A 21,872-nucleotide genomic window follows, 5' to 3' on the forward strand; every position below is an offset into this window, starting at 1 on the left:
GCGCCCTGCCGCCTACGCGCTCAGCGCGGCGTCGGCCGCAAGCGCGCGCTTGACGCTGTTTAGATCGAAGCCTTTCAGGCCAATCACGACCAGATGGCCCTCGCGCACCTCGCCCGGTTTCCACGGCCGGTCGAAATGATGTGCCACGCGGCGGCCCACGCCCTGGATGACGAGGCGCATCGGCTTGCCGTCCACCGGCACGAAGCCCTTGATCCGCAGCACGCCGTCGGCTTCGGCCGCTTGCGCCACCTGGGCAATCAGGGCTTCCGGGCTTTCAACCGATGCGACGGAGACGGCCACCGTCTCGAAGTCGTCGTGGTCGTGGTCCTCTTCGCCGTCGTGATGGGTGCGGCGGGCGTCGAGATCGTCTTCAACGGCGGCGCCGAGGCCGAGCAGGAGCGTCGGATCGACCTTGCCGTGGGCCGTTTCCACGATCTTTACCGCGCGCGGCAGGTGATCCTCGATCTCGGTTCGGGCCTTGGCCTTCTGGGCGTCGTCCATCAGGTCGGCCTTGTTCATCAAGATCATGTCGGCGCACAAGATCTGATCCTCGAACACCTCCTCCAGCGGGTTGTCGTGATCGACCGACTGGTCGCGCTCGCGCTGGGCGGCAAGCGCTTCTTCGTCATCGACGAACATACCGTCGGCGACGGCCGGACCTTCCACCACCGCGATCACGCCGTCGACGGTGACGCGCGACTTGATCTGCGGCCAGTTGAAGGCCGTCACCAGTGGCTTCGGCAGCGCCAGACCGGAGGTTTCGATCAGGATGTGGTCCGGCGGCGTCTCCCAGGAGAGGATCGTGTCCAGCGCGGGTAGGAAGTCGTCGGCCACGGTGCAGCAGATGCAGCCATTCGGCAGCTCCACCACCTGGCCGTCGCCGCAGCCTTCGATGCCGCAGCCTTCCAGGAACGAGCCGTCGAAGCCGACATCGCCGAACTCGTTGACGAGGATCGCGATGCGCGCGCCGTCGGCATGCTCCAGTACGTGGCGAACGAGGGTCGTCTTGCCGGCCCCAAGGAAGCCGGTGACGATGGTGCAGGGGATCTTGGCAAAGCCGGTCATCTCTGGCTCCCGGAGCTGAATGGGGGAATGCGGGCGACGACGCCCTTTTTGAATTCGGTGGGACGCTGGCGCCAGGGCACGATGCCGTCCGCCGTGTCGGCGTAGAGGCCGACTCCGGCGAGGATGGTGTCGGCAGAGACGTCTGCGTCAAGATCGCCGTAGACATAGGTCCAGCGATCGGGACCGGAGACCGCGATGGTACATGGCCGCTTGCAGACCGAAAGGCAGGTCACCGCTTCAAGGGCGATCCGGCAGGATAGCTGCGCGTCCTCGGCCAGCCGTTCGGCGAGCGCCTGGTGCAGGCGCGCACCCGGCCGTTCCGGATCGTCCGCCGATACACCGGCCTCGCGGCAGGTGGTGCAGACCATCAGACGAATCGGCGCTTCGGTGTCTGGGGTCGGTGCCGTCATCAAGTGCCACCGGCCAGGGATTTCGGAAACGTCATCATCACTCCGTCCTTCGCAGCCCGGAGTCCGGGCGACACTTCTACGGACGGAGCGGAGCGAGGGCCCCGGCACTGCGCGATCGCGTACACCCCGACGGATCGGCCCATAGAAGCGAACGGCGACGGCAGGTCTCCTGGCTTGCGGGCCATCGCGCTTCCACCAGCCTTCCCGGAGGTCCATCTCCAGTGGCGTGTCGGGTGGAAGTGAGCCCGCCTACAGTTGCGGGGGCAGCCACGGTTTTGGACCGGAAAGTCCGCACCGCGTTCCCTTTTCACCCCGTTGCCGGGGCACCGTCGCAGACCGTGATGGTTATCGCCGGGGCCGGCCGGATGCAAGGTCGCTCAGCGAAAGGGGCCTTTCCGCAGGTGCTCCCCCGCTCTAGGCTCGCGCCGATTTCGTGGAAGGAGGACCAAACGCCGTGACCGAGACCGACGCCGCCGAGCGTCATCGCCAGAAGATGCAGAAGCGCAAGGAAGTGCAGGACCGAGAGGTCGCCTCCAAGACCATCGAAAAGGGACTGCTGATCGTGAACACCGGCCCGGGCAAGGGCAAGTCGACGGCGGCCATGGGGCTGATTCTGCGCGCGCTCGGTCATGACTGGAAGGTGGGCGTGGTCCAGTTCATCAAGGGGGGCTGGGAAACCGGGGAGAAGGCTGCATTCGCCCGATTCGGCGATCAGATCGCCTGGCACACCATGGGTGAGGGCTTCACCTGGGAGACCCAGGACCGCGAGCGCGATGTGGCGGCCGCGAAGGCAGCCTGGGCGCAGGCGGAAGCGCTGATGGAGGATCCGGAGATCCGGCTTTTGGTGCTGGACGAACTCAACATCGCGCTGCGCTACGATTATCTGCCGCTGGACCAGGTGGTGGCGCGTCTCGCCGACCGCCGGCCGGACCTGCACGTCGTGGTGACTGGGCGCAACGCCAAGCCGGAGCTGATCGAGGTCGCCGACTTGGTGACTGAGATGACGCTCGTTAAGCATCATTTCGCCGCCGGCGTGAAGGCGCAGGAAGGCATCGAGTTCTGATGGGTCGCGCGCTGAGCTGGATCAAGTTTGTCTCCGCTCACGCCAGTTCGCTTCGCTCACGGCTGCGCGGATGCCGCCCATGACCCGCGCCTTCATGGTCCAGGGGACCGGCTCGAATGTCGGCAAATCGCTACTGGTGGCCGGCTTCTGCCGGCTCTTTGCGCGCCGGGGGCTGAGGGTCCGGCCGTTCAAACCCCAAAACATGTCCAACAACGCGGCCGTGACCGAAGATGGCGGCGAGATTGGTCGTGCCCAGGCACTCCAAGCCCGCGCCGCCGGTGTGCCGCTGTCGGTTCACATGAACCCGGTGCTGTTGAAGCCTCAAAGCGAGATCGGGGCTCAGGTGGTGGTGCAGGGCAAGGTGGTGGGCACCGCGCGGGCGCGGGAATTCCAGGATTGGAAACCGCGCCTGATGGCGGCGGTCAAAGAGAGCTTCGATCGGCTTGGCGGCGAGGCCGATCTCGTCATCGTGGAAGGCGCCGGCTCCGCCTCCGAAGTGAATTTGCGCAAGGGCGACATCGCCAACATGGGATTTGCCCGGGCAACCGGCACCCCGGTGGTGTTGGTCGGCGATATCGATCGGGGCGGGGTGATTGCGAGCCTGGTCGGCACCAAGACGGTGCTCGACCCGGACGACGCGGCGATGATCCGTGGTTTCCTGGTCAACCGCTTTCGGGGCGATCCGGGGCTGTTCGCCGACGGCATGGCCTTCGTTGCCGAACGCACCGGCTGGCCGGCGCTGGGACTGATTCCGCATTTCGAGGAGGCGCGGCGGTTGCCGGCGGAGGACATTCTGGGGCTCGCCGGGTCGGACGCTCGTGCAGGCGCGGTTGTGATCGCCGTCCCGGTCACGCCGCGAATCTCCAATTTCGACGATCTCGATCCCCTGCGCGAAGAGCCGGGGGTAGAGGTTCGCCTGATCCATCCCGGCACGCCGATCCCCGCCGAGGCGACGCTGGTGCTGTTGCCGGGCTCCAAGGCCACCATTGACGACCTCGAATTTCTGCGCCGCGAAGGCTGGGATATCGATATCGCCGCCCACGTCCGCCGTGGCGGGCGGGTGATGGGCCTGTGTGGCGGCTATCAGATGCTGGGGCGCGTTATCGACGATCCCGAAGGGCTGGAAGGCTCGCCCCGCCGGGTCGAAGGGCTCGGCCTTCTGGACGTGGAAACCCGGATGGGTGGCGACAAGCGGCTGGTCGCGGCGAGCGGGCGGCTGGCAGGTTCCGAGGTTCCGGTCGTCGGCTACGAGATGCATCTAGGCGTGAGCCAGGGCCCGGACACGGCCCGGCCGTTCGCGACGCTTGCGGGTGGGGCGACGGACGGCGCCGTCTCCCGCGATGGCCGCGTGGTGGGCACCTATCTCCATGGGCTGTTTTCGGGGGCGGAGATGCGCCGCCAGCTGCTGGAGACGATCGCGGCGCGAACCAGCGATCTCGACTACGAGCAAATGGTCGACGACGTCCTCGACCGACTGGCCGAGCATCTGGAGGCCCACGTGGACGCCGATCGGCTGTTGGAGATCAGCTCAGGACAGTGAGCGCGAGGGCGAGGGCGCCGGCGGCGAGCGCCCACAAAAGGCCACACGCTGTCCGGTAGAGCCGGAGCGCGCGGCGGATGTCGGCCGCTGTGGCCTCGGCGCGGCCGTTGCCCATATAGGCGTCCTCCACCAGCGTTGCGCCATAGGTGCGCGGGCCGGCCAGCCGCAGGCCCAGCGCGCCGGCGACTGCCGCTTCCGGCCAGCCGGCGTTGGGTGAGCGGTGGTGACGGGCGTCCCGGCGCACGGCCTGCCAGGCGTCCCGTGCTGATTCCCCGGAAAGTGTGGCGGCGCCGGCGATCAGCAGCGCCGTCAGGCGCGAGGCCGGCAGGTTGACGAGATCGTCCAACCGGGCGGCCGCCCATCCGAACGCTGCGTGGCGCGGCGTACGGTGGCCGATCATCGAATCGGCGGTGTTGATCGCCTTGTAGGCCGCCGCCCCCGGCAGGCCGGCGACGCCGGCCCAGAAGGCGGGCGCGACGACGCCGTCGGAGAAATTTTCAGCAAGGCTTTCGATCGCCGCCCGACAGACGGCGGCCTCGTCCAGCGTGTTCGGATTGCGTCCGACGATCATGGCGACGGCGCGCCGGCCACCGGCGAGCCCCTCCGTTTCAAGGCCGGTGGCGACCGCCGCGACATGGGTGAACAGGCTGCGCTGAGCGATCAGAGTGGAGGTCAGCACGCCGGTCACAACCAGCCCGATAGTGCCGAGAAAGCCGAGCGCCCAGTTGAGCGCGGCTGTCACCGCCAGCGTTGCGGCAAGGAGCAGCGCGAGCGCGACAATCCCAAAGGCTTGACGGCGCGTATCCCGGTCGCTCTCGCGGTTGAGGCGACGGTCGAGCGCATCGATCAGTGCGCCCATCCAGGTGACCGGATGGCCGATCCTGGCGTAGAGAGGGGCCGGATAGCCGGCCAGCGCCTCGACCACGAGCGCACAGACGAGAACGGCCAATGACCCGGACAACAACAAGCGGACGGCCCTCCCGCACCATGAGCCACAATCAGACCGGACCCGCGCATGGCGGCGATCTCGCCGCCGCCCGCGCACTCTTTCCCGATGCTCCCGAGCCGTGGATCGACCTGTCGACCGGGATCAACCCGGTTCCCTATCCCGTCGGCGAGCTGCCGTTAAGCGTCTTTCATCGGTTGCCGTCGCCCGCCGATCAGGAGGCGTTGGAAGCGGCCGCGCGATCGGCCTATGGCGCGTCCGAGACGAGCCAGGTGGTCGCCGCACCGGGAACCCAGGCGCTGATTGAGCTTCTGCCCCGGCTCTGGACGGCGAAACGTGTCGCCATCTTGGGACCGACTTACGCCGAACACGCCCACGCCTGGCGCAAGGCCGGACACGATGTCGTCGAAGTGACGCGCCTGTCGGAGGCGGACGCGGAGATCGTCGTGGTGGTCAATCCCAACAATCCGGACGGACGCGTGATCGATCGCCCGTCGCTGCTTGCCGAGGCGGCGGCGCGGGCCGGCGAGGGCGGTTGGCTGGTGGTCGACGAGGCCTTCGCCGACTTCGAACCCGCTGAAAGTCTCGCGCCGGTGCTGCCGCCGAATGCCGTGGTTCTGCGCTCCTTCGGCAAGACCTACGGGCTGGCCGGCATTCGGCTCGGCTTCGCGATTGCGAAGCCGGACATGGCCGCCGAGTTGCGGGCGCGCATGGGCCCATGGGCGGTCGCCGGTCCCGCAATAGAGCTCGGCCGGCGCGCGCTGTCGGATCGGGATTGGCTTGCCGATGCAGCGTCGGCGCGGGCGGCGGATGCGGACTGGCTGGATGCACTGCTTCACCCCGTTCTTGGGTCGGCGCTGGGAGGGACGCGACTGTTTCGTTGCTACCGCTCGCCGGCTGCCCCGGCGGTGTTCGATCGTCTCGGCCGGGCCGGGATCTGGGTGCGCCGCTTCGAGCACGACCGGGAGCTGCTTCGCTTCGGATTGCCGGCATCGCAGTCGGAGTGGAGCCGGCTGACACGGACCGTCGGAGACGGCGCTCGTTCACCCGGTTGAGTTGACTCCCGCCATCGACTCCGGCCTATTGGCGCCGTCGATGGTTTCCGGCGCGCCACGCGTGCCGGAACGTAAGAAGGGAATACGGTGCGGTCCCGCTCGGGACCAAGTCCGTGGCTGCCCCCGCAACTGTGAGCGGCGAGCGCGGCGTCCGAAAAGCCACTGGGATCTGCTGGTTCCGGGAAGGTGGACGCTGATGCGACGACCCGCAAGCCAGGAGACCTGCCGCCGACTTGCACTGCCGGCCATGCCGGGAGTGCCCCTTAACCGGACGCCGGGGTGTGCGTCTGGCGGGTTGGTCGGCAGGGGCGTTTCGCCAGTCTCCCGTCCAAAGCGCCACATTCCCCGATCGTTCTTTCAGAGTCTGCCCCGCCGGTCGCATATCCCGACCGGGCCGGGACGCTTGGGAGCGACGACGTGACCTTTCTATCCAAACTTTCAGCGGCCGCTGTCGGCGCCGCACTGGCTCTTAGTCCGATTGCGGCGAGTGCCCATTTTCAGCTCGTCTACACGCCGGAAGTGAACCTGACCAAGCCGGGCGACGTGCCGTTGATGCTGGTGTTCTGGCATCCGTTCGAAAACGGCTTCGTGATGGATATGGGCGAGCCGCTCGCCTTCTACGCCGTCAACCGCGGCAAGAAGATCGACCTGATGGATCGGCTTGAGCCCATCGCGTTTGCCGGCATCGAAAACGATGCGGCTGCCTACACCGCCTCCGTACCGGTGCGTCGTTCCGGCGACTATGTCCTCGTGATAGAGCCTGCGCCCTACTACGAGGAAAGCGAGGACATCTACATCCAGCAGCTCACCAAGAGCTATCTGAACCTCAACCAGCTTCCGACCGACTGGATGGAGCCCCAGGGTCTCAAGACCGAGATCGTGCCCTTGAACCGGCCGACCAACATCCTGGCTGGTTCGACCTTCACTGGTCGCGTGATGTCGAATGGCGAGCCGGTCGCGGGCGCGGAAATCGAGGTGGAATATATGGCCGCCGAGCCGCGGATGGGCGAAAACAAGCCGAGCGAGCCGGTGGCGTCGCCGATGCCCGGCGGGGCCGTGGTCGCGATCAGCGATGATGAGGGCTACTTCACCTTCGGCGTTCCGAAGGCCGGCTTCTGGGGCTTCGCCGCTCTCGGCTCGGGGCCGGATACGGAGTTCGAGGGTAAGGAACTCTCCCAGGACGCGGTGCTCTGGGTGCGCGCCTACGACGTCGAATAAGGCGGGATTCGGAGACCAACCGATGCATATCGTGGATGGGGCGTTGTCCAACGACGTCGTGATCGGCGGAGCCGTTCTCGCCGTCGGCGGGATCGCTCTCGGCTTGAAGTCTCTGACGGCTGAGAAGATTCCGGCGGCCGGGGTGTTGAGCGCGACCTTTTTCGTGGCCTCCCTCGTCCACGTGCCGATCGGACCCTCCAGCGTTCACCTGATCATGAATGGCTTGGCCGGGCTGGTGCTCGGCTGGGCCGCCTTTCCGGCGCTGTTCGTGGGGCTCTTGTTGCAGGCCGTGTTCTTCGGGTTCGGGGGGCTCACGGTCCTCGGCATCAATACGCTCGACATCGCGCTGCCGGCCGTCCTCGTCTACTTTCTTTGTCGGCCGGGCATCGTCCGCTCCGGTCCTGCCGTCGCTGCGATTTGGGGGGCCATCGGCGGTGGGCTGGCGATTGCGCTCACCACCGGCTGTGTGGCTGTGGCGCTGGCCTTGAGCGGGGAGGAGTTCGTTCCTGCCGCCAAGCTCGTCTTTTTCGCCCACATCCCGATCATGGGGGTCGAAGCCTTGATCACCGGAGCGGCCGTCTATCTGGCACGCCGCGTGAAACCCGAAATCTTCGGCGTCGTGACCGGTTGAGAAGGAGAGAACGATGCGGCTGCTGCAGGCTTTTGTCCTTCTGCTGATGCTCGTCCCCGCCGCCCCGGCGTCGGCCCACAACGTCATTGCGTCGGTCTTTACCAGCGGCGACGCGATCGAAGGCGAGATCGGCTTTTCCAACGGCGAAATGGCGCCCGATGCCTTGGTGGAAGTCTTCGACGAGGACGGCAACAAGCTCGGCGAGACCCGAACCGGCGCCGACGGCTTTTTCACTTACGTCCCAACGAAAAAGGTTCCCCATATCTTCCGCTCCAATCTCGGAGCAGGCCACGTGGCGGAAGTGCGCATGGAGGTGGACGAACTGCCGCCGATCGACGGCGAAGAGGGGGAGGCGCCTGCGTCGACTTCGGCTACGGCTTCTACCGGATCGACGCCGACCGCACCGTCGTCGGATGCAGGACAAATGGTTGCTGCCGGCATCGATCTCGCCGCCTTCCAGGAGGAACAGCGCCGGATGATCACCGAGGCGGTGCAGAAACAGGTAATCCCGTTGCGCCGTGACCTTGCCGCCTACAAGGAGAAGGCGGATCTCCAGGGCGTTCTTGGCGGAATCGGTTACATTTTGGGCCTGTTCGGTGTCGGCTATTACATTGCCGCCCGCCGCAAGCTTCAGAGGTCCTAAGTGGGACACGTTCTCGGTCATGATCGCCGTGCTCTGCGCGACACGGGCGCCATTGCGCCGGGTCTCGGCATCGATGCCATCGATCCGCGCACCCGTGTCGTCGCCGCCGTCATGTTCGCCATTGCAGTGGTGGCGCTACATGACCTTGCCGCCCTTGCCTGCGCACTTCTGGCCGCTGTGGGCATGATGGCGTTCGCGCGTCTGCCCGTGGGGCAGACGCTGAAGCGCATGGCGATGATGGACGGCTTCATCATCGTGATGCTGGCGATGCTGCCGTTCACCGTGCCGGGCGATCCGATCTTTGTGGTCTTCGGCCTCACTGCCTCGTGGCAGGGGTTATGGCAGGCGGTGGAGATCGCGTTGAAGGCGAACGCAGTGATCCTCGCGCTGATGGCGCTGGTGGGGTCGATGGAGCCGGTCACACTCGGCCATGCGCTGCATCGGCTGAAAGTGCCGGATAATCTCGTTTACCTGCTGATGTTCACGGTACGCTACGTGGAAGTCCTGCAGAGCGAATATCTGCGCTTGCGCGTCGCCATGAAGGCGCGCGGCTTCAAGGCTGGCAACAACCGACACACCTACCGCTCGATCGGCTATCTGGTCGGCATGATGCTGGTGCGCGCGATCGAGCGCTCGGAACGGATTTTGGCGGCGATGCGCTGCCGGGGCTTCACCGGACGGATTCCCTTGATCGATGAGCTTGCCTTCACCCACCGCGATCTTGCCTTTTCGCTGGTGTTCGCGGTCGTCGTTGCGGGCATCGTCGCCGTTCAGGTGGCGCAATGAGCGCGGAACAGGCAGACGACGCCGCACTGATCGAGCTTTCCGGGATTTCCTTTTCCTATCCGGGTCACGCGCCGGTGCTATCGGACGCGGATCTGCAGCTTGAGCGCGGCGAACGGCTTTGTCTCGTCGGCCACAACGGGGCTGGCAAGAGCACGCTGCTGTCCATCGTCGTCGGCCTGCTGCGGCCAACGAGCGGGCGCGTCGTTGCGTTCGGCCAGGAGCGGCGCGAGGAGGCCGATTTCCATGATGTCCGCCGGCTTGCGGGCTTGGTGTTTCAGGATCCGGACGACCAGCTCTTCTGCCCCACGGTGGCCGAAGATATTGCCTTTGGCCCTTTGAATCTCGGTCAGCGCCGCGACGAGGCAATGGCGGTGGTGGAGAGCGTGCTTTCCGACCTCGATTTGCGCCATCTGAAGGATCGGGTGACCCACAAGCTCTCCGGCGGCGAAAAGCGGTTGGTGACGCTGGCGGCGGTGCTTGCCATGAAGCCGGAGGTTCTGCTTCTCGACGAGCCGACCAATGCGCTCGACGAGGCCAACGAGGGGCGGCTGACGGAGATCCTGCTGGGGTTGCCTCAGGCGATGATCGTGGTTTCCCACGATTCGCGCTTTCGCGAGCGGATCGGAACGCGCGCCGTTCGGCTCAGCGATGGGACCCTGATTCCCGCCTGATCGGCGCGTGTCGGATTTCCGGCGAAGCGGCGGCGCCGCGGTAGGCTTGTTCTTGGCGCAATTTCGGACGGAAAACCGGTCCCCACTTTCCCTGAAATTACTCTACAGCCGAATGATCCGACATAGGCTGCCGGCATCCGCCGCCGGGGCGTGAGGCGGGCGGATCACCAACGCGCCCGAGGCGGCCAACGTCGACAGCATGGAAGAATCCTGCAGCGTGAACGGGTCGACAAGCGGGAGCGCATCGTCGCGATGCGACAGCGTCGCGCGGACATAGTCCTCCCGATCGCCGTTGGCACCCATGGCATGGGCGAGGATGGCCGGCTCCGCGTGGGGGCCCGGATCATTGTCGCCCTGCAGGGCGCGAACCAGCGGCACCAGGAACTGGATGGCGCACACCAGGCTGGAAACCGGGTTGCCCGGCAGACCCAGCACCCGCAACGCTTCCAGTCGGCCGAAGATCAGCGGCTTGCCCGGCCGCATGGCGATCTTCCAAAAACCGAGCTCCATGCCGGCGTCGCCGAAGGCCTGCTTGACCAGATCGTGATCGCCGACGGAGGCGCCACCCAGCGTGACCAGCACGTCCGCGCCGCGGGCGCGCCCTTCTGCAAGCGCTGCGGCCGTCGCCGTCGCATCGTCGCGCACAATGCCGAGATCGAGCGCCTCGCCGCCCGCCGCGGCAATCAGCGCGGTCAGCGCCGGCGTGTTGGACGCGACGATCTGGTCTGGTCCGGGCTCGGTGCCGGGGGGCACCAGCTCGTCGCCGGTGGCGATCAGGCCGATCCGCGGCCGACGGGCAACCGCGATCTCCGCGTGGTTCATGGCGGCGGCAAGAGCGATGTGGCGAGCGGCGATCCGGGTCCCGGCGGACAGCAGGACCTCGTCGGCCTCGAAGTCCAATCCGGCGCGGCGCACATGGCGGCCCGGCTCTACGGGCGTGTCGACGCGGATTGTTCCATCGTCCCGCGCCGTGGCGTTTTCCTGGATCAGGATCGTGTCGGCCTGATCGGGAACCGGCGCGCCGGTGAAGATGCGCACGGTTTCGCCGGGGCCAAGTGCACCTTCGTAGCGGTGTCCTGCCGCAGCCGTTCCGACGAGGCGGAGTGTCGCGCCCTCCGTCGCCGCATCCGAGGCGCGCACCGCATAGCCATCCATGGCGGAGGCGGGGAAGGGAGGCTGGCTGCGCCGGGCGGCAAGATCCTGCGCCAGAACGCGGCCATGGGCGTCGGCAAGCGACACGGTCTCGACGCCGAGGCGGGAGGCGCCGTCAAGCACGCGGCGGCGGGCATCGGCAACGGGAAGCAGAGTCATGCCGGCGCCCCCGCTTGCCAGTCTCCGGATCGGCCGCCGGATTTGGTGACCAGACGGATGTCGCCGATCACCATGCCGCGCTCCACCGCCTTGGCCATGTCGTAGATCGTCAGACACGCCACGCTGGCGGCCGTCAGGGCCTCCATCTCCACGCCGGTCCGGCTGTCGACGGCAACCCGCGCGGTGACCTTCAAGCCGGGCAACAGCCGATCGGCTTCCACCTCGACCTTGACGGAGGAGATCGGCAACGGATGGCAGAGCGGGATCAGCTCATGGGTGCGCTTGGCGGCCATGATGCCGGCAATCCGGGCGACCGCGAACACGTCGCCCTTCTTCAAATCGCCGGCGAGGATCAGGTCCAGCGTCTCCGGCAGCATGGCCACCGATCCGGTCGCCACCGCCTCCCGGTGGGTGACGTTCTTGTCGGAGACGTCGACCATGCGCGCCGCGCCGGTCTCGTCGAGATGGGTGAGGGTGGACCCGGCCTGCCGGGCCTCGTCACCCGGCGACGGCATCGGCTTCGACCTTGACCGGCGAGAGCAGGGCCCGCGTGGCCGCTTCCACGTCGTCCTGGCGCATCAGGCTTTCACCGACCAGGAAGGCGTCGAAGCCGACCTTGGAGAGCCGTGCAATGTCATGCGGGGTGGAAATGCCCGATTCGGCGACCAGGAGACGGTTGCCCGGGATTTTCGGAGCCAACGTCTCGGAGGTCTCCAAGGTCGTCTCGAAGGTCTTCAGATTGCGGTTGTTGACGCCCATCATCACCGCCGGGATCTCGACGGCGCGGGTAAGCTCTGCCTCGTCATGAACTTCAATCAGCGCGTCCATGCCGAGGTTGTGAGCGGTTTCCACCAGCCGGGTCGCGGTGGCGTCGTCGATCGCCGCCATGATGACCAGGATCGCATCGGCGCCCCAGGCCCGCGCTTCGAATACCTGGTAAGGATCGTAGAGGAAGTCTTTCCGGATCACCGGCAGCGCCACGGCCGCGCGCGCCGCTTTCAGAAATTCCGGCGATCCTTGGAAGGAGGGTCCGTCCGTCAGGACGGACAGGCAGCTCGCGCCACCCGTCTCATAGGCTTTCGCGAGCGCGACGGGGTCGAAATCCTCCCGGATCACGCCCTTGGACGGGCTCGCCTTCTTGATCTCGGCAATCAGGCCGGGCTTGCCGGCGCCGATCGCCTTTTCCAATCCGGCGCGAAAGGAGCGGGGCGGAGGCGCGTCACGCGCCATCAGCTCGATTTCGTCCTGCGGGATCGCCGCTTTCGCCGCGTCGATTTCGGCGCGCTTGTAGGCTTCGATCTCGGTGAGGATGTCGGTCATACGCTACTCGTTCGATGCCGCGACGAGCTTGCCCAGGGTTTCGAGCGCTCGTCCGCTGTCGATGGTTTCCGCTGCCAGCGCCACACCTTCTTCAAGCGAGGACGCCCGATCGGCGATCAGAAGGGCCGCTCCCGCATTCATCAGCACGATGTCGCGATAGGGGCCTGCCTTGCCGGCAAGGACCTCGCGCAACGCTGTGGCGTTTTTGTGGGCATCGCCTCCGATCAGCTCCGAAAGCGGCCAGCGCGGCAGGCCGGCATCCTCCGGCTTGATGGTGAATTCCGTCACCTCGCCGTTCTCCAGCGCGGCGACATAGGTCTCCGATGTGACCGTGATTTCGTCCAGGCCGTCGGCGCCGTGGACGATCCACGCCTTGGTCGAGCCGAGCTTGCCGAGCGCCTGGGCAAGCGGCGCCAGCCAACGCTTATCGAACACGCCGACGAGTTGGCGGCCGACGTCGGCCGGATTGGAAAGCGGCCCGAGAATGTTGAAGATCGTGCGGGTTCCGAGCTCCACCCGGGTCGGGCCGACATGCTTCATGGCGGCATGGTGGGCCGGCGCGAACATGAAGCCGACATTGGCCTCGCGGATGCAGCGGCCGATCGCCTCGGGGTCGAGCTCGATGTTGATGCCGAGCGCGGTGAGCACGTCGGCGGCCCCGGATTTAGAGGACAGCGCGCGGTTGCCGTGCTTGGCCACCGGGACGCCCGCCGCAGCGACCACGAACGCCGAACAGGTGGAGACGTTGTAGCTGCCCTTGGCGTCGCCGCCGGTGCCGACGATGTCGATCGCGTCCGCAGGGGCGGAGACGCGGCGCATCTTCTCGCGCATGGTCTCGACCGCCCCGGTGATCTCGTCGATGGTTTCGCCGCGGATCCGCAGTCCCATCAGCAGGCCGCCCATCTGCGACGGGGTGGCCTCACCCGACATCATGACGTCGAAGGCGCGCCGAGCTTCCTCGCGGGAGAGGGCCTCGCCTTGTGCAACCTTGTCGATCAGGGTTTTGAGCTCGGCCATCAGCCGGGTCCCCTTCGCTTGCTCGATCCGTTGCCCGGCTTTCGATCGGCGATGGTCCGCGATCGAAGGCCGAACCCATTAGGGCGCGCCGACGATCTGGTTCAACATTTGCTGGTTGACCTCCATCGGCCGCTCACGCTCCAGCGCCGCGACATAGGAGCCGACCAGCGCGTCGCCCATTGACCGCTGCAGCCGCTGCCGGGCGGGCTCGTTGTCGGCCGCTTCAGCGAAGAAGGCCGGTCGGTCGACACTCGCCACCTCGATCACCAGATGGCGCGTATCGGCGGCGGCCACATCGGTAATGCTGCCTTGCGGGCCGTCGAAAGCCGCTGTGACCGCGCCTTGCGGCAAGGTCCCGGCGTTGCCGTCGCGGGTGAACGGCTCGGAGGTCTGGACCTCGGCGCCGATCGACTGGGCCACCGCTTCCAGGCTTTCGCCGTTGCGCACGCGTTCCGCGGCGTCCTGGGCGAGGGTCGCGATCTTGTCGGTCACCTGGGTCTCGGTCCAGGCCGCGATCACCGGGCCGCGCACCTCGTCGAGCGGGCGGTCGCGGGCGGGGGTCACGTCGGTGACGCGATACCAGACATAATCGGCCGGGCCGACCTGGATCGGCGGATTGTCGGCGCCCACTTCGGTGTCGAACGCGTCGGAGAGCAGGTCGTCCTTGGCCGGCAACGTTACGTTGGCTCCGCCGGGGGCCGTGCCCGAGGCACTGACGGCGGGCACCATCTGCAGCGGAATCGAGAACCGCTTGGCGACTTCCTGCATGGTCGCGCCGCCGGCGAAGGCGTCCTCGACCTCGTCGTAGAGATCCAGCACTTCGCGTTCGGCGGCTTGCTGGGCCAGCTCCTGGCGAATCGTGCTTTCGACCTCGGAGAAAGGCTGGCGCGCGCCCGGATTGATCTCACTCACGCGCACCAGCACGGTGCCGAAGCGCCCGTCGACCACCTCGGCGCCCGGCCCCTCCAAGGAAAAGGCGGCTTCGGCGACCGCCGGATCGACGATCTGGCTGCGGTCCACCGTGCCCAGATCCACGTCGCTCATGGTCCGCCCGGCGGAGACGAGGATCTCTTCGAACGGCGTGCCGGAGGCGAGCTTCTGCGCTGCCGCCTGGGCGCGCGCCTTGTCGTCGAAAAAGACCTGCTGCACGTGGCGCGTTTCTGGTGTGCCGAACCGGTTCGGCGATCCGTCGTAGACCTCGCGCGCATCCTCCTCGCTGATGGAGGAGGGGTTGGCGATGGTCTCGGCATTGGCCTGCAGAAGCGCGAGCGCGCGATATTCGGGAGCGGCGAACTCCGCCTTGTGCTCGTTGTAGAACGAGGTCAGCTCGTCGTCGGTCGGATCGGGAATGGCGTCGATCGCATCGCGATCCACGGTGAAATAGCGGATCGTGCGCTCTTCGTTACGGTACTGGTTGACCGCTTCGAGATAAACGGTCGGCACGCCGAGCCCGCCGAACAGGCCGTCGACGAGCTGGCGCCGCTCCAGGAGATTGCGCTGATCCTCGATATAGCCGTCCTCGGTCATGCCGTTGGCGGCGAGAATCTGCTGGAGGCGGTTGCGGTCGAACTGTCCCGAAGGGCCTTGGAAGGTGCTGTCGTCGCGAATCGACGCAGCCACCCGCTCGTCACCGACGCCGATGCCATAGTCCTTGGCGGCATCGGTCAGCAGCGCGTCGGTGGCAAGCGCGCCGAGGATCTGCCTGGGCAGGCCGTACTGGATCGCCTCGTCGGCCGGGATCGGCCGGCCTGCCTGCTGGCTCAGCCGCTGGAGCGCGCGGTTGTAGTCGCGCTGGAACTCCACGGCGGTGATTTCCGTATCTCCCACCCGGGCGACCTGGTTCGCCCCGAAACCGCGGAAAATATCGGCGATGCCCCAGATGCCGAAGCTGAGGACCAGTAGCGCGATGAGGACTTTTGCGACCCACGTGCTGGCGCCGCGCCGAAGTTGGTTGAGCATGAAGAAGGGGCAACCGTTGTTGTCGTGATCCTGGCGTTAAGGCCGCGGATCATAGAAAGCGCACCGATGCCGGGCAAGCATATGGACTTATCACCCGTCACGAGTGTTTCTATGGGCCGAAACCGACCCGTCATCGCAGCCGGGACGGTCAGGCGCAAGATGCAACCGCGCATTGGCTTGAACGGCATAGGCCGATTTCAGGTGCGGAACGAGCTGGACGGTGCCTGGTCCGCTGCGGTGCGTATGTGAATTGAAACCCGATCGCGGCGAAAGGCATATGGTGCCTGACGCAGACGTGATCTGAATGGGAGGAGACAGTCGCGTGACGTCTACGTTGATTGCCGGCAATTGGAAGATGAACGGTCTGGCGCGTTCGATCGGAGAGTTGGAGGCGATGATCGCCGGCCGCTCCGAGGTCCCGGACACGGTCGACCTTCTGATCTGTCCGCCCGCAACCCTGGTCGCCGCATTCGCGCTTCGGGCGCAGAATACCGGTGTTTCCATCGGCGGGCAGGATTGCCATGCGGCCGTCAGCGGGGCGCACACCGGCGACATCTCCGCGGAAATGCTGGCCGATTGCGGTGCAAGCCATGTGATCGTCGGTCATTCGGAGCGCCGTGCCGATCATGGCGAGACCGACGCCGTGGTGCGGGCGAAGGTCGAGGCGGTCTGGCGGGCCGGGCTGGTCGCGATCGCGTGCGTGGGCGAGACGGAAGCGGAACGCGATGCCGGCCGGGCCGTCGAGGTAGTGGAGCGCCAGCTCGACGGATCGCTGCCGGAGAGGGCGACGGCAGCAAATCTCGTGGTCGCCTACGAGCCAGTCTGGGCGATCGGCACCGGACGGACGCCGACGGTCGAGGACGTCGCGAGCATGCACGCCGCGATTCGCTTGGTTCTGGAAAAGCGCTTCGGCGACGACGGCGGCGCGATCAAGATCCTCTACGGCGGATCGGTGAAGCCGGACAACGCGGCAACGTTGCTCGGCGTGGATCACGTCAACGGTGCGCTGGTCGGTGGTGCCAGCCTCAAGGCGAGCGACTTTCTCGCCATCGCGAAGGCGGGATAGACCTCTCAAGATAGGCCCCGATTGAACGCGAGGCGGCAAAACGGCGTTTAACAGGAGACCCGGTTTCCCCTTCGCCTGCAAAGGCTCTGGAAACGATCGCAGAGGAGTATCCTGGCCGTGTTGCCACCGCTTGTCCTCGTTCCCGGTCTTGCCTGTACGCCGCGTTTGTTTGCGCCCTTGGTGGATGTGCTCGGCCAGGACGCGATCTCCGTCCAAATCGCCGAACATCTCGGTCCGGACACAATCGGGGAAATCGCCGACCAGATCCTAGCGGCCTCGCCGCCCTATTTCGCGCTGGCCGGTCTTTCCATGGGTGGCTACATCGCCCTGGAAATGGCGCTGCGGGCTCCCGATCGGGTCAATCATCTGGGCCTGTTCAACACCAAGATCAGCCCCGATTCGCCTGAGAAGGCCGCCAGTCGGCGCGAGCTGATCGCGCTCGCCGAAGACAGCCGCTTCGAGGATGTCATCGATCGGTTGCTGCCGGCCTTCCTGCATCCCGCCCGGCTAGAAGACGCAGATCTGGTGGCGACGGTCCGTGCGATGGCGCATGACGTCGGTCCGGACCGGTTCATCGCGCAAGAACGGGCGCTGCTGTCGCGGGAAAATAGGCTGCAACAGGCGGCAAAGCTGGAGATGCCCACGCTGGTCATCGCGGGGGATGCCGATCAGCTCATGCCGGCGGATGCGGCGGACGAAATCCGTCGGACCATCCCCCATGCGACACTGGTGACGATTGAGACGTGCGGCCATCTCTCCACGCTGGAGCGACCCGTTGCCGTTGCCCATGCCATTGCGGATTGGCTCGGACTTCCCTTGGCCGAAAACCGGGTATAGGTCTTGTCCAAAGGGCCTGCGGCCCCGCGCAGACAGGGATGGCCCGATGGCTTGGCAGCGGCTGTCGATCAACGAGGCGGAAGCCCACCCGCTTTACGGGGTCAAGGGCTGGCTCAGGATATTTCTAGTCTTCTTCGTGGTCGCGGGCGTGGCAGGCGTCGCGCAGATTTTCATGGCCGAGCCGAAAGGGTTCGCCACCCTGTTCGGCCCCTATGCGCGCCAGGTTCACTACGTCGATTCCTTTTCCGGGCTGGTGCTCGCCGGCGTCGCGGTGATGGGGCTTTATCGCTCGCCGCTGTTCGGTGCGTTGATCGTGCCGGCGCTGCTGTTGCGCTTCTTCGCGACGGCCATCGCTGCGGCGGGCTTTCACGGGGAGCTCGTCCGTGATCGGGCCGCAGCCGGTAGTGACGCCCCGTTTTTCGATGCGATTCTCCTCACGGTCGTCATAGGGGCGGTGCTGTGCGCGCTGTTTTGCTGGTATTTCCTGCGTTCCAGGCGGGTGAATGTCACCTATCGCTACCGGGTCCCGCTTGATCCCAACGCGCCGCCTGAACCCAAGCCGGATCCCTGGGCGCGGTTTCGCTGAGCAAGCCAAGCGAGGGCGGAAGCCGGATTACTTCTCGGGAACCGGCGTCAGCACCGGCTTGCCGGCCAGATGCGCCTGAATGTTCTCGATCGCGAGCTCGACGGTCGCTTTCACCGCCTCCGGCGCATGGCCGCCGATGTGCGGCGTGAACACGACAGTGTCGCATGCGAGAAGGGCGGCGGGAACTTCCGGCTCGCCCTCGATCACGTCCAGGCCCGCGCCGGCGATCACGCCCGTCTTCAGCGCCTCAATCAAGGCGTCTGTGTCGACGACCGACCCGCGGGCGATGTTGACGAGGTAGCCGTCGGATCCGAGCGCCTCCAGAAAGGCCGCGTTCACGAGATGACGGGTGCCGTCGCCGCCAGGCGTTGCGATCGCGATTACGTCTGCCCAACGCGCAAGGGCGATCGGATCCTCGAAATAGCTGTAGTCCACATCCGAGCGCGGATTGCGGGCCGTGTAGCCGATCGGCATGGCAAAGCCGCCCGAGCCGCTTTTGGCGATCTCGCGGCCGATGCGGCCAAGCCCCAGAACGCCCAGCTTGCGGCCGGAAATGGAAGGATGCAGGTCGCGCCGAAACTGGCTCCACCGGCCGGCCCGCACGGCGGCATCGCCCTGGGCGATCTTGTGCATCGTGCCCAGGATCAGCGCCATCGCATGATCGGCCACCTGGCGGGCATTGGCGCCAGGACCGTGGGTGACTACAAGGCCGCGGGCACGGGCTGCCTTGTGATCGATGTTTTCATATCCGGCGCCGAGCGCGAGCACCATTTCCAGCTTCGGATAGGTGTCCATCTCCTCAGCCGTCAGGCCGCGCGAGCCACTCGTCAAGAGGATGCGAAGCTCGCTTGCGATCTCGGCATCGGCAGCGACGTGATCGGCCTTGTTCCAGCCGCGATAGGGCTCAAGCCCGGCCGCTCGGAACATATCCAAATAGGTGTCGTGGAGCGCATGCAGGACGAGGAGAGGCTCAGTCACGGTCGGACTTTTCCTGTACTTGCTTACACATCGAGCGCTTCGAGGTCGGCGAAGGCGGCATGGTCCTGGATGAAGGCGAACCGCGCCTCCGCCTTGTTGCCCATCAGCCGGTCCACCGTTTCGGTTGTCTCCTCCGCCTCTTCGGCAACCACGACCCGAAGCAGCGTGCGGGTCTTCGGGTCCATCGTGGTCTCCTTGAGCTGGTTCGGCAGCATTTCGCCCAGGCCCTTGAACCGTCCGGTCTCCACCTTCTTTTTGGCGTCGAACTCCGTGCGCAGGAGCTCTTCGCGGTGGGCATCGTCGCGAGCGTAAAGCGTCTTGGTGCCCTGCGTCATGCGATAGAGCGGAGGGGCGGCGAGATACAGCCGGCCGGCACGCACCAGGCCAGGCATCTCGCGATAGAAGAACGTGATCAGCAGCGAGGCGATGTGAGCGCCGTCGACGTCGGCGTCCGTCATGATGATCACGCGTTCGTAGCGCAGGTCCTCCAGCCGGAACCCGGACCGCGTCGCGCAGCCGAGCGCCTGGTTGAGGTCGGCGAGCTGCTGATTCTGGGCGAGCTTGTCGCGCCCGGCGCTGGCAACGTTCAGGATCTTGCCGCGCAAGGGAAGCACCGCCTGGGTGGCGCGGTTGCGGGCCTGTTTGGCGGAGCCGCCGGCCGAATCGCCCTCCACGATGAAGATCTCGGTGCCGGCCGCCTGGTTGGTGGTGCAGTCGGCGAGCTTGCCGGGAAGGCGCAGCTTGCGGGTGGCGCTGCGGCGCTGGACATCGCGCTCCTGCTTGCGGCGCAAACGCTCGTCGGCGCGGTCGATCGCGGTTTCGATGAGCTGCGAGGCGCGGGCGGGATCTTCCGCCAGCCAGTGGTCGAAGGCGTCGCGCAGCGCCTGCTCCACGATCCGGGTCGCTTCGTTGGAGGCGAGCTTGTCCTTGGTCTGGCCGACGAACTCCGGCTCGCGCACGAACACCGACAGCATGCCGGCGACGAGGCCCATCAGGTCGTCGGCGGTGACCTGGGCCGTCTTCTTCTGGCCGATGCGTTCGCCGTGAGCCTTGATGCCCTTCAAGAGCGCCGCCCTCAGCCCCTGCTCGTGGGTGCCGCCTTCCGGCGTGGGCACCGTGTTGCAGTAGGATTGCAGGAAGCCGTCGAACTGGACGAAGGCGACCGCCCATTCCACGGCGCCGTGCTTGCCGGAGGAGCCGGCGCGGCCGGAAAACACCCCGTCGACCACCCGGCGTTCGCCCTTCAGGCGCTCCTGCAGATAGTCGGCAAGACCGCCGGGGAAGCGGAACACCGCCTCGGCCGGCACGTCCTCGCGCACGAGCTCGGGCGAACAGCTCCAGCGGATCTCCACGCCGGCGAACAGATAGGCCTTTGCGCGCGCCATGCGCAAAACGCGCGCTGCGTCGAAACGCGCAGACGGGCCGAAGATCTCGGTGTCCGGCACGAAGCGCACCGTGGTGCCGCGCCGGTTCATCACCTCGCCGCAATCTTCCACCGGTCCGGTCGAATGACCGCGCTCGAAGCTCTGGCGATAGAGCCGGCGCCCGCGCGCGACCTCCACGTCGAGCCGGCTGGACAGCGCGTTCACCACCGAGACGCCGACGCCGTGCAGGCCGCCGGAGGCCTCGTACGCCTTGGAGCCAAACTTACCGCCCGCATGCAGGGTGGTCATGATCACTTCCAACGCCGAGCGGTCGGGAAAGCGCGGATGGGGATCGACCGGAATGCCGCGCCCATTGTCGGCCACCGACAAGCTGCCGTCGCCGTCCAGGCGGACCTCGATGCGCGTGGCATGGCCGGCCACCGCCTCGTCCATGGAGTTGTCCAGCACTTCGGCGAAGAGGTGGTGCAGCGCCTTGGCGTCGGTGCCGCCGATATACATGCCCGGCCGGCGGCGAACCGGCTCCAGCCCCTCCAGCACCTCGATATCGGCGGCCGAATAGCCGCCATCGCTCTCCTGAACCATCGGAGCGGTGCGCCGCTGTGCTGCCTGCGACCGGGCGGCCGGGCGCTTTGCCTCGGCCTGTGCGGGGCTCCGGGCAGGGCGGGAGGTCTCGCTGGCAAACAGGTCGTCGCTTTTGGCCATTGGCGGAAATCCAGATCGTCGGCGGGTCAGGATGCGCTTCGGTCCGATCGGAGCAGACGCATCGTGATCGAGTCCAAAAGTTAGGAGCGGGATACGAGCGAAAAGCCGGTCCGGCTTTTTCGCCTGCCTCTCCTCTATCACGCACGAATCGCAAACGCAGAGTCTTGCACGGCTCGGCGGAAACAAGAACCGGCCGCGCCGCACCCCGATGTCGCGCCCGCCGGCGCCGATGGCAAGTCTTGACTTGTCGGATGCGAGTGCCCGAATGCCGCCCGATATCGGGCGTACCATCATGCTCTCGCCGCAGCTTGGTCACACCTTGTGACGTTTGTGCCACAGCAAGTGGACGTCGTTATAGCAGACCACCTAGAGCGGCACAGTTTGCCCCCATTGTGCCACAAACCAAGACGACCGGTGTTCCTCGCGCAAAGGTGAAAAGCCTTGGCGGGGGAGAAACGGAACGGTCGATGACGGCTGCGGTGGATGCAAGGCGGAAGCTCACGATGGCTCGGCCCGATCTGGGGTCGACGGCCCGCGTGCGGACGGCCTCCCGGACGGGTTGCCGTACTGTCGCCCAACACGTCGCGCATTGGATAGGGAACGGACGGTTGTCCCAGGCGATCCGGCAGACGGGGCCGGACGGGGGACGGGTCGGAGCGGGCGATAGGCGCGCTGCCGCGATC

21 protein-coding genes and 2 riboswitches are annotated in these 21,872 nt (G+C 66.5%); of the genes, 11 read left to right on the top strand and 10 right to left on the bottom strand.

Annotation, left to right across the window (positions count from 1 at the left end):
* Nucleotides 1-12: 12 nt before the first annotated feature.
* Both cobW and HNS03_RS13175 read right to left on the bottom strand, forming a co-directional pair.
* A complete protein-coding gene (cobW, locus tag HNS03_RS13170; protein ID WP_367195933.1) occupies nt 13-1,065 on the bottom strand; it encodes a cobalamin biosynthesis protein CobW in 1,053 nt (350 codons plus the stop codon).
* Complete coding sequence (locus HNS03_RS13175) at nt 1,062-1,475, bottom strand: DUF1636 family protein (protein ID WP_367195935.1); 414 nt, start codon at nt 1,473-1,475, stop codon at nt 1,062-1,064. The genes cobW and HNS03_RS13175 overlap by 4 nt, the downstream gene beginning before the upstream one ends.
* Before the next feature lie 141 nt (nt 1,476-1,616).
* A riboswitch (cobalamin riboswitch) is annotated at nt 1,617-1,821 on the bottom strand.
* A gap of 108 nt (nt 1,822-1,929) precedes the next feature.
* Here HNS03_RS13175 and cobO point away from each other — a divergent pair.
* Together cobO and HNS03_RS13185 are read left to right on the top strand one after the other, a co-directional pair.
* Nucleotides 1,930-2,538: a cob(I)yrinic acid a,c-diamide adenosyltransferase gene (gene cobO / locus HNS03_RS13180; protein WP_367195936.1), complete on the top strand. Its 609-nt coding sequence runs from the start codon at nt 1,930-1,932 to the stop codon at nt 2,536-2,538.
* Nucleotides 2,539-2,617: 79 nt separating this feature from the next.
* Nucleotides 2,618-4,078 (top strand): cobyric acid synthase, encoded by a 1,461-nt coding sequence (locus HNS03_RS13185; RefSeq protein WP_367195938.1) that lies wholly within the window; start codon nt 2,618-2,620, stop codon nt 4,076-4,078.
* Here HNS03_RS13185 and cbiB read toward each other — a convergent pair.
* The gene (cbiB, locus tag HNS03_RS13190; RefSeq protein WP_367195940.1) at nt 4,062-5,045 is read right to left on the bottom strand and encodes an adenosylcobinamide-phosphate synthase CbiB; all 984 of its coding nucleotides are present in this window, start codon (nt 5,043-5,045) and stop codon (nt 4,062-4,064) included. The genes HNS03_RS13185 and cbiB overlap by 17 nt on opposite strands.
* On the opposite strand from cbiB, the gene cobD reads away from it, so the two are divergent.
* The 6 genes from cobD to HNS03_RS13220 all read left to right on the top strand — a co-directional run bounded on the left by cobD (nt 5,027) and on the right by HNS03_RS13220 (nt 10,028).
* A complete protein-coding gene (gene cobD, locus HNS03_RS13195; RefSeq protein ID WP_367195941.1) occupies nt 5,027-6,079 on the top strand; it encodes a threonine-phosphate decarboxylase CobD in 1,053 nt (350 codons plus the stop codon). The two genes, cbiB and cobD, sit on opposite strands and share 19 nt — an antisense overlap.
* A 24-nt stretch (nt 6,080-6,103) precedes the next feature.
* Nucleotides 6,104-6,324: riboswitch (cobalamin riboswitch) on the top strand.
* 172 nt (nt 6,325-6,496) lie between these two features.
* A complete protein-coding gene (locus HNS03_RS13200) occupies nt 6,497-7,297 on the top strand; it encodes a DUF4198 domain-containing protein (RefSeq protein WP_367195943.1) in 801 nt (266 codons plus the stop codon).
* A 22-nt stretch (nt 7,298-7,319) separates the two neighbouring features.
* Nucleotides 7,320-7,928, top strand: a complete 609-nt coding sequence (gene cbiM, locus HNS03_RS13205) for a cobalt transporter CbiM (RefSeq protein WP_367195944.1) — start codon at nt 7,320-7,322, stop codon at nt 7,926-7,928.
* 13 nt (nt 7,929-7,941) lie between these two features.
* Nucleotides 7,942-8,571, top strand: coding sequence for a cobalt ABC transporter permease (locus HNS03_RS13210; RefSeq protein WP_367195945.1), 630 nt, complete (start codon nt 7,942-7,944; stop codon nt 8,569-8,571).
* Entirely contained in the window at nt 8,572-9,357 is a 786-nt protein-coding gene (gene cbiQ / locus HNS03_RS13215; RefSeq protein WP_367195947.1) for a cobalt ECF transporter T component CbiQ, read from the top strand.
* Nucleotides 9,354-10,028, top strand: coding sequence for an energy-coupling factor ABC transporter ATP-binding protein (locus HNS03_RS13220; protein ID WP_367195948.1), 675 nt, complete (start codon nt 9,354-9,356; stop codon nt 10,026-10,028). The genes cbiQ and HNS03_RS13220 overlap by 4 nt, the downstream gene beginning before the upstream one ends.
* 102 nt (nt 10,029-10,130) lie before the next feature.
* On the opposite strand, the gene glp is transcribed toward HNS03_RS13220, so the two are convergent.
* The 5 genes from glp to HNS03_RS13245 form a co-directional block, all read right to left on the bottom strand.
* Complete coding sequence (glp, locus tag HNS03_RS13225; protein WP_367195950.1) at nt 10,131-11,339, bottom strand: gephyrin-like molybdotransferase Glp; 1,209 nt, start codon at nt 11,337-11,339, stop codon at nt 10,131-10,133.
* Nucleotides 11,336-11,854 carry a cyclic pyranopterin monophosphate synthase MoaC gene (gene moaC, locus HNS03_RS13230; RefSeq protein ID WP_367195952.1) on the bottom strand — a complete coding sequence of 173 codons (519 nt, stop codon included), beginning with the start codon at nt 11,852-11,854 and terminating at the stop codon, nt 11,336-11,338. Before moaC ends, glp begins: the two co-directional genes overlap by 4 nt.
* The gene (gene trpC, locus HNS03_RS13235) at nt 11,838-12,659 is read right to left on the bottom strand and encodes an indole-3-glycerol phosphate synthase TrpC (protein WP_367195955.1); all 822 of its coding nucleotides are present in this window, start codon (nt 12,657-12,659) and stop codon (nt 11,838-11,840) included. The genes moaC and trpC overlap by 17 nt, the downstream gene beginning before the upstream one ends.
* A 3-nt stretch (nt 12,660-12,662) precedes the next feature.
* Nucleotides 12,663-13,676, bottom strand: a complete 1,014-nt coding sequence (gene trpD / locus HNS03_RS13240) for an anthranilate phosphoribosyltransferase (protein ID WP_367195957.1) — start codon at nt 13,674-13,676, stop codon at nt 12,663-12,665.
* A gap of 78 nt (nt 13,677-13,754) precedes the next feature.
* Nucleotides 13,755-15,635 (bottom strand): SurA N-terminal domain-containing protein, encoded by a 1,881-nt coding sequence (locus HNS03_RS13245; protein WP_367195959.1) that lies wholly within the window; start codon nt 15,633-15,635, stop codon nt 13,755-13,757.
* 322 nt (nt 15,636-15,957) lie between these two features.
* On the opposite strand from HNS03_RS13245, the gene tpiA reads away from it, so the two are divergent.
* The 3 genes from tpiA to HNS03_RS13260 all read left to right on the top strand — a co-directional run bounded on the left by tpiA (nt 15,958) and on the right by HNS03_RS13260 (nt 18,124).
* Nucleotides 15,958-16,701, top strand: a complete 744-nt coding sequence (tpiA, locus tag HNS03_RS13250) for a triose-phosphate isomerase (protein WP_367195961.1) — start codon at nt 15,958-15,960, stop codon at nt 16,699-16,701.
* A 117-nt stretch (nt 16,702-16,818) separates the two neighbouring features.
* Nucleotides 16,819-17,538, top strand: coding sequence for an alpha/beta fold hydrolase (locus HNS03_RS13255; RefSeq protein ID WP_367195962.1), 720 nt, complete (start codon nt 16,819-16,821; stop codon nt 17,536-17,538).
* A gap of 46 nt (nt 17,539-17,584) precedes the next feature.
* Nucleotides 17,585-18,124 carry a hypothetical protein gene (locus tag HNS03_RS13260; RefSeq protein WP_367195963.1) on the top strand — a complete coding sequence of 180 codons (540 nt, stop codon included), beginning with the start codon at nt 17,585-17,587 and terminating at the stop codon, nt 18,122-18,124.
* Nucleotides 18,125-18,151: 27 nt separating this feature from the next.
* On the opposite strand, the gene HNS03_RS13265 is transcribed toward HNS03_RS13260, so the two are convergent.
* Nucleotides 18,152-19,102, bottom strand: coding sequence for a 2-hydroxyacid dehydrogenase (locus HNS03_RS13265; protein WP_367195965.1), 951 nt, complete (start codon nt 19,100-19,102; stop codon nt 18,152-18,154).
* Nucleotides 19,103-19,125: 23 nt separating this feature from the next.
* Nucleotides 19,126-21,189 carry a DNA topoisomerase IV subunit B gene (parE, locus tag HNS03_RS13270; RefSeq protein ID WP_367195967.1) on the bottom strand — a complete coding sequence of 688 codons (2,064 nt, stop codon included), beginning with the start codon at nt 21,187-21,189 and terminating at the stop codon, nt 19,126-19,128.
* Between the last annotated feature and the right edge of the window lie 683 nt (nt 21,190-21,872).

Origin of the sequence: Amorphus sp. 3PC139-8 (assembly GCF_040750475.1) — a bacterium.
In the GTDB taxonomy this organism is placed as follows: Bacteria; Pseudomonadota; Alphaproteobacteria; order Rhizobiales; family Amorphaceae; genus Amorphus.

Excerpts from the sequence above, each read along its gene's own strand:
- cobW (WP_367195933.1), bottom strand. The coding sequence starts at position 1,065 with ATGACCGGCTTTGCCAAGATCCCCTGCACCATCGTCACCGGCTTCCTT.
- HNS03_RS13175 (WP_367195935.1), bottom strand. The coding sequence starts at position 1,475 with ATGACGGCACCGACCCCAGACACCGAAGCGCCGATTCGTCTGATGGTC.
- HNS03_RS13185 (WP_367195938.1), top strand. The coding sequence starts at position 2,618 with ATGACCCGCGCCTTCATGGTCCAGGGGACCGGCTCGAATGTCGGCAAA.
- cobD (WP_367195941.1), top strand. The coding sequence starts at position 5,027 with ATGACCCGGACAACAACAAGCGGACGGCCCTCCCGCACCATGAGCCAC.
- cbiM (WP_367195944.1), top strand. The coding sequence starts at position 7,320 with ATGCATATCGTGGATGGGGCGTTGTCCAACGACGTCGTGATCGGCGGA.
- HNS03_RS13210 (WP_367195945.1), top strand. The coding sequence starts at position 7,942 with ATGCGGCTGCTGCAGGCTTTTGTCCTTCTGCTGATGCTCGTCCCCGCC.
- HNS03_RS13220 (WP_367195948.1), top strand. The coding sequence starts at position 9,354 with ATGAGCGCGGAACAGGCAGACGACGCCGCACTGATCGAGCTTTCCGGG.
- glp (WP_367195950.1), bottom strand. The coding sequence starts at position 11,339 with ATGACTCTGCTTCCCGTTGCCGATGCCCGCCGCCGCGTGCTTGACGGC.
- moaC (WP_367195952.1), bottom strand. The coding sequence starts at position 11,854 with ATGCCGTCGCCGGGTGACGAGGCCCGGCAGGCCGGGTCCACCCTCACC.
- trpC (WP_367195955.1), bottom strand. The coding sequence starts at position 12,659 with ATGACCGACATCCTCACCGAGATCGAAGCCTACAAGCGCGCCGAAATC.
- trpD (WP_367195957.1), bottom strand. The coding sequence starts at position 13,676 with ATGGCCGAGCTCAAAACCCTGATCGACAAGGTTGCACAAGGCGAGGCC.
- HNS03_RS13245 (WP_367195959.1), bottom strand. The coding sequence starts at position 15,635 with ATGCTCAACCAACTTCGGCGCGGCGCCAGCACGTGGGTCGCAAAAGTC.
- HNS03_RS13260 (WP_367195963.1), top strand. The coding sequence starts at position 17,585 with ATGGCTTGGCAGCGGCTGTCGATCAACGAGGCGGAAGCCCACCCGCTT.
- parE (WP_367195967.1), bottom strand. The coding sequence starts at position 21,189 with ATGGCCAAAAGCGACGACCTGTTTGCCAGCGAGACCTCCCGCCCTGCC.